Annotated in this window: 13 protein-coding genes; 4 read left to right on the forward strand and 9 right to left on the reverse strand. The window is 63.8% G+C overall.

Translation table 11 applies throughout. The annotated features are described in order from the left end of the window. Positions 1-13: 13 nt before the first annotated feature. Together ACLNGM_RS06445 and ACLNGM_RS06450 are read right to left on the reverse strand one after the other, a co-directional pair. A complete protein-coding gene (locus tag ACLNGM_RS06445) occupies positions 14-226 on the reverse strand; it encodes a hypothetical protein (protein ID WP_416357673.1) in 213 nt (70 codons plus the stop codon). 474 nt (positions 227-700) lie between these two features. Then, positions 701-934, reverse strand: coding sequence for a hypothetical protein (locus tag ACLNGM_RS06450; RefSeq protein WP_416357674.1), 234 nt, complete (start codon positions 932-934; stop codon positions 701-703). A 249-nt stretch (positions 935-1,183) separates the two neighbouring features. Between ACLNGM_RS06450 and ACLNGM_RS06455 the strand changes: the two genes are divergently transcribed. Together ACLNGM_RS06455 and ACLNGM_RS06460 are read left to right on the forward strand one after the other, a co-directional pair. Beyond that, on the forward strand, positions 1,184-1,654 hold the full coding sequence (locus ACLNGM_RS06455) for a GNAT family N-acetyltransferase (RefSeq protein ID WP_416357675.1): 471 nt from the start codon (positions 1,184-1,186) through the stop codon (positions 1,652-1,654). Then, positions 1,654-3,624, forward strand: a complete 1,971-nt coding sequence (locus ACLNGM_RS06460) for a SwmB domain-containing protein (protein ID WP_416357676.1) — start codon at positions 1,654-1,656, stop codon at positions 3,622-3,624. The genes ACLNGM_RS06455 and ACLNGM_RS06460 overlap by 1 nt, the downstream gene beginning before the upstream one ends. 759 nt (positions 3,625-4,383) lie before the next feature. Here ACLNGM_RS06460 and ACLNGM_RS06465 read toward each other — a convergent pair. Together ACLNGM_RS06465 and ACLNGM_RS06470 are read right to left on the reverse strand one after the other, a co-directional pair. Beyond that, a complete protein-coding gene (locus tag ACLNGM_RS06465) occupies positions 4,384-5,232 on the reverse strand; it encodes a GGDEF domain-containing protein (protein ID WP_416357677.1) in 849 nt (282 codons plus the stop codon). 209 nt (positions 5,233-5,441) lie between these two features. Continuing rightward, positions 5,442-8,390, reverse strand: coding sequence for a SwmB domain-containing protein (locus tag ACLNGM_RS06470; protein WP_416357678.1), 2,949 nt, complete (start codon positions 8,388-8,390; stop codon positions 5,442-5,444). Positions 8,391-8,690: 300 nt separating this feature from the next. Between ACLNGM_RS06470 and ACLNGM_RS06475 the strand changes: the two genes are divergently transcribed. Continuing rightward, positions 8,691-9,242, forward strand: coding sequence for a hypothetical protein (locus ACLNGM_RS06475; RefSeq protein WP_416357679.1), 552 nt, complete (start codon positions 8,691-8,693; stop codon positions 9,240-9,242). Positions 9,243-9,416: 174 nt separating this feature from the next. After that, positions 9,417-9,824 (forward strand): hypothetical protein, encoded by a 408-nt coding sequence (locus ACLNGM_RS06480; protein ID WP_416357680.1) that lies wholly within the window; start codon positions 9,417-9,419, stop codon positions 9,822-9,824. 159 nt (positions 9,825-9,983) lie between these two features. On the opposite strand, the gene ACLNGM_RS06485 is transcribed toward ACLNGM_RS06480, so the two are convergent. The 5 genes from ACLNGM_RS06485 to ACLNGM_RS06505 are packed head-to-tail and all read right to left on the reverse strand — an operon-like array spanning position 9,984 to position 14,491. After that, positions 9,984-10,862, reverse strand: coding sequence for an SMP-30/gluconolactonase/LRE family protein (locus ACLNGM_RS06485; RefSeq protein WP_416357681.1), 879 nt, complete (start codon positions 10,860-10,862; stop codon positions 9,984-9,986). A 9-nt stretch (positions 10,863-10,871) separates the two neighbouring features. Next, entirely contained in the window at positions 10,872-11,744 is an 873-nt protein-coding gene (locus ACLNGM_RS06490) for an SMP-30/gluconolactonase/LRE family protein (RefSeq protein ID WP_416357682.1), read from the reverse strand. 29 nt (positions 11,745-11,773) lie between these two features. After that, complete coding sequence (locus tag ACLNGM_RS06495; RefSeq protein WP_416357683.1) at positions 11,774-12,745, reverse strand: 3-keto-5-aminohexanoate cleavage protein; 972 nt, start codon at positions 12,743-12,745, stop codon at positions 11,774-11,776. A gap of 27 nt (positions 12,746-12,772) precedes the next feature. Continuing rightward, entirely contained in the window at positions 12,773-13,720 is a 948-nt protein-coding gene (locus ACLNGM_RS06500) for a 3-hydroxyacyl-CoA dehydrogenase (protein WP_416357684.1), read from the reverse strand. Beyond that, positions 13,721-14,491: an SDR family oxidoreductase gene (locus ACLNGM_RS06505; protein ID WP_416358398.1), complete on the reverse strand. Its 771-nt coding sequence runs from the start codon at positions 14,489-14,491 to the stop codon at positions 13,721-13,723. Between the last annotated feature and the right edge of the window lie 18 nt (positions 14,492-14,509).

A 14,509-nucleotide genomic window follows, 5' to 3' on the forward strand; every position in this document is an offset into this window, starting at 1 on the left:
TTTGGCCGGATCCTCAGTTGGACTTTGCGCCGTCGAAGCCGGCGCGCCAGGACACGCCGTCGGCGCTCTGCGACCGGTACGGATTGTCGTGCCGGCAGTAGCCGCAATAGGCAGCGTGGGCGCCTTCCATGCGGACCATCTCATCGCGGGTCAAGCCACGGCGACGACGACCGACGTCGAACGACCTCGTTTCTGCATCGAACATGACAGGCTGCATCTGGCTCACGATTTCCTCCCTAATGTACGACCCAAGGTTCTGACGCGAAGCTGACGCCAAGCTTGGATCGGCGGTGTTCTTGGACTGGTCGAATGATTGCCGCGACCTAGACGGGTGATCGACTTCGCCCAGTTCCGCATTCTCTCAAAGAGCCGAGCCGGCTCAGTGCTGTAGCGTACGTCGAACGGTTTGATCTGAGCCGATCGCTTGCAACACGACTTCCAGGCTCCGCTCCGCGCGATAGCGCAGGTAGACGTTCGGGCCGTCAGCCTCCTGCCGAGGCACGGCCAACTTCTTCGCTTTGGCAGCAACCAGTGCGATCTGGTCCGTCCACCCCCTCGTGCCGTCGCTCATAACCCACCCCGCCGTTAAGGAATGGGTAAGGATTACCCGAACGCCAGCAGGGGTTGGAGTTAACGGCTCCAACCCTTGGGAATATGGTGAAAGCGGATAAGCTGAAGCATCGGCGCGCGATGGTCGGGCTCAGTGTCCCTGCCGATCGCACTCATCGAGAACCATCGCGATCTCGGCCGGATCGGCTGCGATCTCGCTATCCAGTCCGGCTTCCAGCCGCTGATCTGCCTGGCGGTACTCTTCGCATCGACCGGTTCGAGCGAGATCGGCCGCGCTGTCCGGCGTGAACCAGCGATAGGCATAGACGGCAACCGCCACCAGCAGAACGACGGACAGAACGAGCTTCAGGGTGCGACGGGACAAGGGAAGGCCTCACAGCAGCGAAAGCCATCAGGAACAACAGCGGGCTTTCGCCGGTCTGTCGCTTTTGGCCAACGAGATCCCAAACGCTCTGCCGGTGCAATCTCGGAATGAACCGGAAGTTGCTCGGCCAACCCTTGAGTGTGTCGTAAACGACGCATTCGCGGTTATCACTTCCAAAAACTTTAGAGAATAATCGCTGTTCCCGTAGCGGCATGGTAGGTCTGTCGCAAGGGAACCTACCGAGGTCGGATGAGGGTACGGGAGGCGCAGGCCAACGACGTCGATCGCGTTGTGAAGCTATGCGCGGAGCATGCTTATCCCGAGCTTCTGTGGAAACATGTTCGCTTTCAGCCGGACGCGTTGACGGAGACGCTGAGGCTCATGGTCGGCAGCCCGACAGGAACATGTCTTCTTTTGGAAGAAGAGGGCGGCGATCTCGTCGGTTTCGCATTGGTCTTCGTAAACCGATACTTCTTTTCGCATGATCGATACGCGTCCGACCTCACCTTCTACGTACGGCCTGATCGGCGTCGTGGCTGGCCAGGTGTTCGGCTTATTCGGGCTATGATCGCGTTCGCGAAGTCACAGAATGTCCAGGAACTCCTCTTGACCGTCAACAGCGGCGTCAAGGTCGAGCGGACCGTCCAGTTGATCGAGCGCCTCGGGGGGCGAGTGCTCGGCCGATCCATGTCCATAAGCCTTCGGGGGAATGAAGAATAATGTGCGGCCCATCCATCAACCTGCTGCCGGCATCCGATACAGGCACGTCGAATTCTGACGGCATCACATCGGATCCGACGCCATCCTTCTCTGGCTCATACCAAGTCTTTCCCAGCGGTGCCGTTCCGAACGCGACAGTCGACATCTACGCGAACGGCCTTTTTGCCGGCTCAGCCGTAACAGCATCGGACGGATCGTTCGATTTCACCTCAAGCTCACTGCCTGATGGCGATTACCGATTCGAAGTCGTGGACCGCGCGAGCGGCTTGCCCGCCAACTCATTTTTCGGGACGGGACCGGAACTGGTTACAGTGGATACGGCGCCACCGGCTCTTGCCTCGTCGTACGTGAATGGCGACAGCTTGGTTCTGACCTTCGACAAAAGCTTCGATGCGAGTTTCACCCCCGCCGGTGGTGACTTTACCGTTTTGGTCGACGGTATCCCAAGCACGGTGACGGCTGTCTCGGCCTCGGGACGTGAGTTGATCCTTACCCTCTCCAGCCCTGCTCTTTCCGGGGACCCTGTCGAGATTGCGTATACCGACGCGACAACGGGCGACGTCACCGCAATTCGAGATGTTGCAGGGAATGAACTCGACTCTATAGCAACGAGATCCGTCACTAATGTGACCGGCGATGTCGTAGCGCCGACGTTCGTGTCTGCCGAAGTTAGCGGCAACCAGCTTGTTCTCACCTACGACGAAGCGCTCCGAGCCGGCGCTCTGCCGGCTGCCAACGCCTTCACAGTGGATGTTGGCGGGTCGAACGTCGGGGTCACGAACGTCTCCGTCGATGGTAACAGCGTGACGCTCACGCTGGCATCCAGCGCTCGGGAAGGAGACGTTGTAAGCGTCACCTACGTCGACCCTACCGGCGGCGACGACACAAACGCCGTCCAAGACTTTGCCGGCAACGATGCGGCCAGTCTGACGAACGAAGCCGCGACGAACGACACGGTTCAGCAAACATATGCGGTTGCTGATGCTACGACCGTCACCGAAGGTGGCGTTCTGAGGTTTGTCGTCTCCAGAACCGGGGACCTCTCGGTCAATGAAGAAGTGAGTTACATGATCGGCGGAACAGCGGCGTCCACCGACATCGATACACCAAGCGGTCAGGCGTTCTTCGCCGCCGGTCAATCAACGACGACGATCAGCGTCAATACGGTTCAGGATAGCGCTTCCGAAAGCACGGAAACGGTGACTGTCACGCTCACCGGTGTCGACAACGGCGGTGCGATCGGCTCCCGCAGTGTCGCTAACGGTCAGATTACCGATGATGACGTCTCACCGCCGTCTGGTGGGGGCGGCAATCCCGCGCCGGCACCGACGCCGATCGATACGGTGGGGACGGAGGGTCCTGACGCCATCACCGGTACTGCAGCAGCCGATACCGTCATGGGCGGCCAAGGTGCGGATACCCTGCTTGGCAACCAGGGCAACGACAGCCTCAACGGTAATCAGGGCGACGACACGGTTCGCGGCGGCCAAGGCAACGATATCGTCCGTGGCGGCCAAGACGATGACGAGGTTCAGGGCGACCGCGGCGACGACCAGGTGTTCGGCGACAACGGCAACGACGTCGTCAACGGCAACCAGGGCGCCGACACCGTCAATGGCGGCATGGGCGATGACATCGTACGTGGTGGTCAGGACAACGACGAGGTCCGAGGCGGTCAAGGCGACGACTTCGTGTTTGGCGATCTCGGGAACGACGAGGTCTGGGGCGATCTCGGAAACGATACGCTATCCGGTGGGGCAGGGGCCGACGTGTTTCAGTTCGCTGCCAATTCCGGCAACGACGTCGTCACCGACTTCAGTCGCGCCGAGGGCGATACGCTCAACTTCGGCGGGCAGACCTATACGGTGGCCGATGTCGACGGCTCGGCGGTTTTCACTCTGTCAGGCGGCGGCACGGTCGTGCTGACAGGCGTGTCGTCCGCCAGCCTCGACGCAGGCGCTTTCGCTTAACGGTCGAAGGTCGTAGTCAATGATAAAGAGGCCCGCCCGGTTCGCTGCGGCGGGCTTTTTGCATGGTTGCAACTGTTTCTCTCGGAAGTGCAGCAAGCGGAATCGCGACCATTTGCGTGGTCGCCCTACAGAGCTGGGGACTGATCAAGCTGCCAGCAAGCTGCATCGTCCGAGAATTAATCGTAGATCAAAGAAGGGCTGGGTACTGGCGGGAGCGTGCCCTACCCTCATCGAAGTAGGCCGCGCTGGCGTGGCTCGGTTTCTGTCGACAGTGGTCCGCAACCATGCTGATCAGGACGTCCGTACGCTTGCTGTTCGCTTGGGAACTATGGTTCGCCTGGCGTCCTGTTGTTCCGTTTACCCGCAGGCCGGACGTCCCATTCCAGCGTGTATGGCTGAAGCGATGCTATCGCCGGCGTCATCATCGAGGCCGTTGGCAGTACAAGACGCTTAAGTGCGTGTCAGCTGCTCAAATGGAGCCAAGTCACCAGCGCTACGAGCCAGAAAATGGTCGATAGGGCGACCCCCACCGCCAGTCCCCGCGATGGGCTTTGGGCAGACTGATACTGTTGCCGTGCGAGCGACTTGCGACCGATTTTTGCGTGCTGGACTGCGTGTGCCATGGCTCAATCCCTTCATCGCATAAACGATGATGGGCCCGATGGGTTCTCCGAACCTTACCTTCTTGCATGTGGTCCGTTTGACGTTCTGGTGATCGCCACAGCCAGGGAGCTCGCGGCCCCTTCTCCGGCGTCGAGCTCAACCGAAGCGCTCCCGCTTGGCGCCGTACATCGCAGCGTCGGCAGCCGATCGCAGATCGTCCCCGGTCATGCCAGGCTCCCAGAGCGCGGCACCGAGGCTGACCCCGATCGGAACGCGAACCTGTCCGAGATCGATCGGTTCGACGAACTGACGGCGGATCCGATCGAGAGCCACCGCGACGGCCCCGTCTGTTGCGGACGACAGGATCGCGGCGAACTCGTCACCGCCGACCCGTGCAATGCGATCCTTCTCGCGCAGCCCTGATCGCAGACGCTTCGCGGTATGGCGTAGAACATCGTCGCCGACCCCATGTCCGTAGGTATCGTTGATCGACTTGAAACGATCGAGATCGGCCAGGATGAGCGTGAACGGAACACCGCGGTCCACCGATTGCGCCATGGCTGCGGCGAGGTCGAGCTCGAAACGGCGGCGGTTCGCAATGCCCGTCACCGGGTCGACGAAGACAGCGGACTGGAGCTCGATCTCGGCCCGTTTTCGGTCGTTGATATCGGCGGCCAGTCCGAGAAGCTGAACGATCTTGCCTGTCTCGTCGACGACCGGCGACAGGATCGTGCGCCACCAGCGAAGTCCCGATGGTGTTTCCGCCAGTTCCTCGTATTCGTCCATGACCCCGGAGGCGAGGCAGCGGCGGTAGTTGGCCTCCCAAGCCTCAGCCCCTTCGAAGGACATGAACTCGGCCGCCGTCTTGCCGATGAACATCCCCTTCGTCAGGCCCGAGATCTGACACAGGATATCGTTGATGCCGTCGTAGCGCAGAATGCCGTCGTCGGTGATGGCCACCGAGAATGCCGGAACGGCGAGCGAATCCACGTTGATCTTCGACACCGAGCCCAGCCCTATTCCGCAACGTCAGATTGACGAGGATGGGTAAAGATCAACTGAAGTTTACAGTCGCAGCTGACCCGAAGGCTTAGTCGAGCGTCGACGTGGTGCGAAAGCGAGCGCGCTACAGCGGGAACGAAAGGTGGCTCCAGGCATGAGAAAGCCCGCCGCGGCGAACCGGGCGGGCTCTCTGCCTCGATGGACGTTGAACGTCAGGCGATCAGGAAGTCTCCGAGGCTTGCCGGACTGACGCCCTGCAGAACGATTGTGCCGCCGCCCGACAGGTCGAACACGGTCGAACCGTTGACCTCCGAGACCGTGAAGGTCTGGCCCTGCAAGTCGAGCCGGTCGCCTTCGGACTGGTTGAAGTCGACGATGATGTCGTTGCCCGAGCTTGCCGCAAAGCGGAACGTGTCCGCGCCGCCGCCGCCCGACAAGGTGTCGTTGCCGAGATCGCCCCAGACCTGATCGTTGCCAAGATCCCCGAACACGAAGTCGTCGCCCTGACCGCCGCGCACCTCATCGTCGTCCTGCCCACCATGAACGGTGTCATCGCCCATGCCGCCGTTGACGGTATCGGCACCTTTGTTGCCGTTCACCCAATCCTGACCGTTGTCGCCGAAGACCTGATCGTTGTCGCGACCACCTTGGACGACGTCGTCGCCTCGACCGCCTCGCACCAGATCATCACCCTGATTGCCATTCAGGTCGTCGGCACCTTGGTTGCCATTGATGCTATCGTCGCCTTCACTACCGGCAATGGTGTCGCTACCGAAAGCGGCAACTGCCCGATTACTTGCTATCCCGGATGCCGCAGACATTCCTGCACTGAATGGCGGCGCATCACCTGCTAGGATGTTGCTGCCTGCGTTGCCAGTAATGGCGTTAGCACCATTGTTGCCGGTCGCGTTAATGTTGCCATTGCCCGTGAGGGTCACGTTCTCAATCCCATCCGGCAGAGTAACCGAGAAGGGCGATGAGACGTTATCGACGCCTGGCGTCGCAAATTGCGCAAGCTGCTCGGGTGTCTGCGGCTGGGTCAGCGAGATGTTCGTTGAACCGTCCGGGTTTGGCGTTGATGTGACCGGATTGTCCACTGGAGGTGAGGGCGGAACCGGCGTGTTGTTGGCCACGCTCAAGGCCGCAAACGTCAGCGCGTCGTTGCCAGCAATGTCCTGGATAGCGCTAGTGTCGTCGCCGTTGGTCGGATCGGTATAGGCTACCGTCACAGCCTGACCGTTTGCGACTGCACTTCCCAAGGTGAGACTGACCGTTTTGGCCACCGCATCGACGACAACGGATGAAACTGACACCGCGCCGCCAGCAACATCCACCGCGAAGGCGGAGGGCGTGGGCACATTCGTCGCGTCCAGGGTCTCGCCATAGGTCAAGACCAAAGTCGCGCCGCTTACGGCTGCCGATGCGAATATCGGCTTGGTTGCATCGACCGTAATGGCACCAGAGGAGCTGGAGGTGCTGGTGTTGCCAGCTGCGTCCTGCTGGCGGACCACGACAGATCCCGCGATGTAGGTGCCGGACGCAAGGGTAAAGCTCGTGCCGGTGCCCGCGGTGTAGGTCAGACCGCTATCGGTGGAGTAGCTCCACGTTGCGCCGGGCTCGATCTGACTGACGTTGATCGTTCCGTTTTGGGTAATCCCATCTGAAGCGCTGGCGCCCGTGTCGCTAGCCAGCGCGAAGGCGGCAGGTGGCGGCGGGATCTCATCAGCGTCCAGTACGGTCAGGACGAAGGGGCTGGACGTGAGTTCGACGGCCGATCCAATGGTAGGGTCATCCACCGTGACCGAAACGCTGTAGGTCGATTTCGTCTCGAAGTCCGGAGATGCGCCGACGAAGAAGAGTTCGGTGCCGCGGATTTCAAATGACGCCGCATCCGAACCAGTCAGGGCCAACGTGTTGGTGCCAAGCTGATCGTCCGTCACATCGATATCGGCAACTTTTTGGCCACCGCCGACAGGGATATTCTCCGCAATCGTCCCACCCGACGACGCCGTGAGTAGGACGGCAGTAGGGGCTTCGTTCACATCGGTGACGCTGACCGAAACCGCTTGGCTCGTCGACAAGCTCCCGTCCGTCGCCGTCACGGTCAAGCCGATCGAGGGCTCAGCCTCGAAGTCGATAGTTTGGCCGGCTTTCAGATAGAGGCTCCCGCCGTCGATTTCGAAGCGGCTGTCGTTAACCGACAGGACGTTGTTATTGCCCGACGTATCCGGATCGACCACCGTCAGATCGGCAACCTTGGTACGAGCCGCGGTGTTCTCCGCTAAGGCCACCTGATTGGTGACATTGATGGCCGTTGGGGCGTCGTTCACGCCAGTCACGGTGATGGTGACAGTTCCGGTATCCGACAGGCTGGTCGAGTCCGTGACGGTGTATTCGAAGCTCGTTGTACGCGTCTGACCGGCGTTGAGGTCTTTGAAGTCGCCGTCGTCACGGAACTGCAAGGTTCCATTCGCCCCCAACTGAGCCTGCCCACCTCCTGCGAGGTCGACCCAGTTACCGATGCCGGACGACGACCCGTTGATGGCGGTAACCATGTTGGCGTCTACGACGCCGAGCGGCCCACCGTTGTCGAGATCAATATCGTTGGTCAGAACGTTTTTCGACGTCCACGCCCCACCCGCCGTCACAGCGTAGGCGTCGTCCACTGCCTGCGGCGCATCATCGAGTTGGTTATCGTAGAAGACGGTTTGCGTGACGACGGTGCCGGGTTGGAACCCGTTGAAAAACCAGTCTAGTGTCAGCTCTTTGGTCGTAGCATTGTAGACCGGATTGTTGATCGTGTTGACGCCGGACATCTCGCCGTTCTCGACGATGGTGCCTGGCGCTACTCCCTCCGGGGAAAGACCGGCAATCTTGATCTTGAAACCGGCAGGCTGCGCAGTTCCCTCAAACTGCGCAAAGACCTGATTACCAGAGATGTCGACAGTTACGATCCCCTGAAGAAGCCCATTTTCCCCCTGAACCGGCTCCAAGTCGCCGTCGCCGTCCGTGTCGGAGAGGATGCGGTATGAGATCGGGACGCTGAGCTCATTCCCCGGGCCTACAACAACGGAGTTGTAGGTGATGGGGATGGTACTTTCGAAGAAGCCTTGAATCTCAAACGTCACATTGACGGAGATCCCCTCCAAACTGCCTGCCATGCTTTTCTCCCCAACCCGAGCGTGCTGTGCGCTCGTCTGACGTGTATCCGAGATTGATGATGGCCGGTAGGGCACACTCATGAGATGAACAGATCGTGCAGGAATAATCTTGTAGGTGTAATCCGCCTGCTACGGGACAGGGACGATGTCTCGCTTTCGTTGCGTCAGGTCCATTTAGCCGTTTGCCACCGTGATGCGGGTCCAGCGGTAACGGCCACGTGAACCGAATCTGAACGGACCGGTTCAGCGTACCGAGGGCTGGCCGAGCCTAGAACCGTCATCACCGAAACAGGAGCGGTGATGACGATGACCGACGACTTCAACGAAACAGCCACCCCGACGGCGGCGGCTGCAGCCCCCGCAGCAACGACGACCGCAGGGCGCCAGCGCTTGACCTCGCGCAACGCGATCCTCGGCGCCGGTGCCCTTGGTGCCCTGGCCCTCGGCTTTGCCGGCGGCGCTGCCGCCTGGAGCGCGACGCAGCACCGCGAGGCCACGTTCGACGTCAGCCTTGCTACGACCCCGATCTCTCAGCTTTCCAACGCTTCCGCGGTCGGTATCGCCGGTCAGGTTGCCGAGATCTACGGCAACAAGTTCGTGGTGAGTGACGGCGCCGCCAAGGCACTGGTCGAGACCGGCCGGGCCGGTGAGGGCGGAAAGCTGGTGACGGCTGGCGAGACCGTGACGGTGCAGGGCCGCTTCCGCGACGGCTTCCTCCATGCGAGCGCCATCCAGCACGCTGACCAGCGTATCGACGAGCTCGATCCGCCGCCCCCGCACCGTCATTGGCCGAAGCACGGTCCGCGCGACCTTGGTCCGGCGGGTCCGGATGCGCCGAACAAGGCGAACTGATCGCCTTCCTGGACTGACCCCATCTGGGTCGGATCAATCCCTTTCCCCAACTGCCCGGCGAAGCAGCCGGGCAGACCCCGGCCCCTTTGGCGTCCGTCCTGGAACGGCACCATGGCTCAAGGCTCGATCCGAAAGGCGCCGGATCGGAGCATCTTGCTCAAGGATCGAGATCCCATGATCAAATCAGCTTTGCTCGCAACGGCTTTTGCCGTCGGGCTTACCTCCTTCGCGGCGGCGCAAAGCGCCCAATCGCCCGATGCTCCGCCCCCGCTGCCGGCCGCTGCAGCGATGGCGGGACCGGATGGCAACGCCCGTCCCGCACCGGGCGACCTTCCGCCTCCGCCCCCTCCGGGCGAGGCACCGCGTCCCGGCGATCACCGCGGACCGCCACCCCCGCCGCCGATGGGCAAGGGCGTGGAAATCCGGCTCGGCCGCGATGCGGGCATCCGGATCAACTGCGGCGATGAGCCGATGGAGGCTTGCATCGCGGCCGCCAAGCCGCTGACCGACCGCATTCCCGATCTCACGCTGCCGCCAGCGCCGCCGGCGCCGATCGGGGCGCCGATGCCTTCGGCGAACTAAAGTCTACAGGCCGGACGGCGGGAAACTGCCGCCTGGTTTCAGTCAATGCCAGCCCGGCCCATGACTTCGGGGCGTCACGGCGTCACGCGAGCCAGAACTGTGAAAAATCCCCGTGGCGGCCGTGTATCGGGCTCCGTTCGACGGGCTTGCGACGGATCCCTAGGCGCCGAACCGTGGTTCGGGCACGCCGCGGATTCCAAGATCGTAGATCGCGAAGAGGCTGCCGCGCTGAACGCCGTCGCCGGGAAAGCGCGGCAGGGGAGGCTTAGCCATTGACGTGACGTAGAGGATGTCGAGGTTCGGACCACCGAACATGACGCTCGTCACCTTCTTGACCGGCATGTTGATGACGCGTTCGACCGTCCCGTCCGGCGTATAGCGCACGAGCTTGCCGTCGTAGACCAAAGCATTCCAGAGGCAACCTTCCGCATCCACCGTCGAACCGTCGGCGGCGCCGCCGTTCGAGGTGTCGACCTTCGCGAATGTGCGTCGGTTGGTGATGGCTCCGGTCTCGATGTCGAAGTCGTAGGCCCAGATCTCGCCGGTCCAGGTGTCGGCGAAGTAGAAGGTCTTGTCGTCCGGCGCGAAGCAGGGGCCGTTGGAGCAGATGATGTCGGAATCGACCTTGTGAACCGTGAAGTCCGGATCGAGCCGGTAGAGCGCGCCGTAGGGGCCTTCCTCCATCGTGTCCATGGAGCCGGCGAAGAAACGGCCGCGCCGATCGACCTTGCCGTCGTTGATCCGGTTGGCGGAGCGATCGGGCTCCGGATCGTGGATCAGGTCGCAATCGCCGGTCCGGAAATCGAGCGCGTGAAAACCCTGCTGGAGCGAGACGATTGCCCCGTTCCCGTCCTTGCGCAGCGCCATGGAGCCGATCTTGCCAGGCACATCCCAGGCCCTCAGCTCACGTCCGTCCACCGTCGTGCGGAAGACGCGTCCGTCGAAGCTGTCGATGAAGTAGAGGCGCTCCTGCTCGGCATCCCAGAGCGGGCCTTCGCCGAGCGTCGTCTTGACGTCGAGGAGAACGTCGATGCGCATGAGAAACTCCTATCCGTTGAAGCGGGGTTCGGGCAGCCCCCGGACACCGAGCCCGTGGACGGCGAAAAGCCCTCCGGCCTCGCGCTCGCGGTGGTAGGCGCCCCGGTGGGGACGGGCCATGGAGGTGACGAAGGCGACGTCGAGGTTCGGACCGCCGAAGGTGAGGCTGGTGGTCGACTGGACGGGCAGGCCGACGACGCGGTCGATGACGCCGGACGGATCGAAGCGGATCAAGCGGCCCGAATAGACCTCGCAGGACCAGACATAGCCGTCCGCGTCCACTGTCGCGCCGTCGGGCAGCCCGCGCTCGTTCTCGAAGCTCGCGAAGACACGGCGCGATCGCACGATCCCGCTCTCCGTGTCGTAGTCGTAGGCATAGATCACCGCCCGGCCCGTATCGGCGAAATAGAGCGTGCCGCCGTCGGGCGAGAAGCAGGGGCCGTTGGAGCAGACGATCCCGGTGTCGAGCGTGTGGACCGAGAGATCGGGATCGAGGCGGAAGAGCTTGCCCACCCCGTCGCGCTCCTCGAAGTCCATGGAGCCGGCGAGGAAGCGGCCCTGCCGGTCGACCTTGCCGTCATTGAGGCGGGGCCGGAGATCGCCGGGATGCGTCGCGGCGATGAGCGACACCTTGCCCGTGGCGAAGTCGAGAGCGTGGAAGCCGCTGCGCAACGCCACCACGGCGCCGCCGTCCCGGCGAAGCGCCAGCGATCCGATCGGCTCGGGTACCGTCCACCGGCGATGGTCGCTGCCGTCCGCCCGGCACGAGAACACGGCCGGACCGTAGGAATCGATCCAGTAGAGCCTCTGCTCCTCCTCATCCCAGAGCGGGCCTTCGCCCAAGGCATCGCGCTGGTCGCCCATGAGTTCGATGCGCAGCATCGCCGTTCCTCCCCGATTGGCGCCGGTTCTCAGAAGCCGACCTGATCGCCGCCCTTGAGGTCCAGGATGGCGCGGGCCTCGTCGGGGGTCGCGACCGAAAGGCCGAGGCCCTCGATGATCTGGCGCACCATGCGCACCTGCTCGGCGCTCGATGTGGCGAGCCTGCCCTTGCCGGCCCAGAGCGAATCCTCCAGCCCGACGCGCACGTTGCCGCCCATGGCAGCGGACTGCGCGGCGATGCGCAGCTGGCTGGAGCCTGCCCCCAGCACCGACCACCGGAACTGCGAGCCGAACAGCCGATCGGCCGTGCGCTTCATATGGATGACGTCTTCCGGGTGGGTGCCGATGCCCCCGAGCAGGCCGAACACCGACTGGACGAAGAAGGGCGCTTTGACGAGGCCGCGGTCGGCGAAATGCGCGAGATTGTAGAGATGCGCGATGTCGTAGCACTCGAACTCGAAGCGCGTGCCGTTCCCGTAGCAGGTCTCGAGAATGTACTCGATGTCTTTGAACGAGTTGCGGAACACGAGGTCGCGCGTGGCTTCGAGATGCGGCTTCTCCCAGTCGAACTTGAAGGTCTCGTATTTCGGCGCGAGGTGGTAGAGTCCGAAGTTGATCGAGCCCATGTTGAGCGAGGCGACCTCGGGCCTGAAGGTCGCGGCCGGCAGCACGCGCTCCTCCACCTTCATGTAGGGGCTGCCGCCGGTCGTGATGTTGATGGCCGCGTTCGTGCCCTGCTTCACGCGCGGCAGGAAGCGCGCGAAGGCCTCCGGCGTCTGGTCCGGCTGGCCGTTCTCGGGGTTGCGGGCGTGCAGGTGCAGGATCGCCGCGCCCGCCTCCGCGGCGCCGATGGCGTCCGCCGCGATCTCGTCCGGCGTGATCGGTAGGTGCGGCGACATGGTGGGCGTGTGGATCGCGCCGGTCACCGCGCAGGTGATGATGACCTTGGCCGTGGAGGGGGCCGTGGCAGGGGCCGTGGCGGGGACGGACGTGGTGGACATGACGGATTCCTTGCGGCGAATGGGGGATCAGCGACCGAGGTCGCGGTCGGCGGCGCGCTTGTGGGCGCGCAGCGCCATGAGGCGGCGGTCGCGCCACGTCTGGCGCTCGGCGAGATCCTGCGCGGGGACGGCGGCGCGGCGCTCCGTCTCGATGCGGTCGGCGGTGATCGCCGTCCAGTCGGGCTGCGTTCGCATCGTCTTCGCGAGGCCCGCATACATCGGACCGTAGCGCGCGACGTAGTCGGCGATGCCGCCCGGCGCGTTGAGGTCGATCGTCTCGAAGGGGCCGATGAAGCTCCAGCGCAGCGCGAGGCCGTCGGCGATGCCGCGATCGACGTCCGTCGCGCTGGCATAGCCGCCCTCGACCAGCCGGAACGCCTCGTCGAGAAGCGCGCCCTGCAGGCGGTTCATGATGAACCCGTCGATCTCGCGCTCCATGACCAGCGGCACCTGTCCGATGCCGCGCAGGAACGTCGCGCCGCGCTCCATCACGGCCGGGTCCGTCCACGGGGCCGGCACGAGTTCTACGGCGGGAACGAGGTAGGGCGGGTTGATCGGATGCGCGACGACGACGCGGGCGCGGCCGGGCAGCCCTTCCGAGATGGCGGACGGCAGAAGCGCCGAAGACGAGGAGGCGAGGACCGTCTCCATCTCCGACAGCCGGTCGAGGATCGCGAAGGTCTCGCGCTTCACCTCGATTTTCTCGGGCCCGCATTCCTGCACCCAGACCGCCCCCGCCAAGGCGTCGGCGAGCTCGGCGACGGGCTCGATGGCCGTGAGCACGTCCTCGACGGAGCGGCCGGACAGGAGGTCGTTGGCGTGGAGGTCTTCCGCGACCGAGCGCACGAAGTCGATGGCCCTCGGCGCGGCCGCGGGGTCCGGATCCCAGAGCCGGACGCGGCATCCGGCCCGGGCGAAGGTGATGGACCAGGCGCGGCCGATCAGGCCCGCTCCGACGACGGCGACGGTCTGCATCTAGAGGGTCTCCACGTTGCCGTCGACGTTGAAGGACATGGCCGAGAGGTTGCGGCCGGCATTCGACAGGAGGAAGGCGATGGAGGCGGCGACGTCCTCGGGCGTCACCATGCGGCGCAGCGACGTGGTGGCGAGATAGCGCGCCTCCATGTCCTCGTAGGAGACGCCGGTCTGCGCGGCGCGGGCGCGGATCACGCCTTCCATGCGCGGACCCGCGACGATGCCGGGCAGGATGGCGTTGACGCGGATGTTGTGGGGGCCGAGCTCTTTGGCGAGCGACTGCGTGAAGCCGATGACGCCCCATTTCGCCGCCGCATAGGGCGTGCGGAAGGCATAGCCGTGTCGCCCGGCCGAGGAGGACATGTTCACCAGCGATCCGCCGCCGGCCTTCTTGATCTCGGGCACGGCGAGGCGCGCGCAGAGGAACTGGCCGGTGAGGCCGATGTCGAGGCAGCGGCGCCAGTCGGCGACCGAAATCTCCTCGACGCCGCCCGTCGGCCCGGCGATGCCGGCGTTGTTTACGAGAGCGTCGAGACCGCCGAGGCCGCCGAGCGCGGCCTCGAAGAAGCGCGCGACATCGGCTTCGTCGGAGACGTCGGCGCGGACGGTGATCGTGCCCGGCAGGTCCGCCGCGACCCTCTCCAGCGCCTCGTCGGACACGTCGCAGACCGCAAGGCGGCAGCCCTCGGCATAGAGCAGGCGGGCGGTGGCGAGGCCGATGCCGCCGGCGCCGGCCGTGACGACGACCCGCTGGCCGTCGAGGCCGCTCATGATGTTGCTGGCCACGGG

The organism is Aureimonas phyllosphaerae (assembly GCF_047943035.1).
GTDB lineage: Bacteria > Pseudomonadota > Alphaproteobacteria > Rhizobiales > Rhizobiaceae > Aureimonas > Aureimonas phyllosphaerae.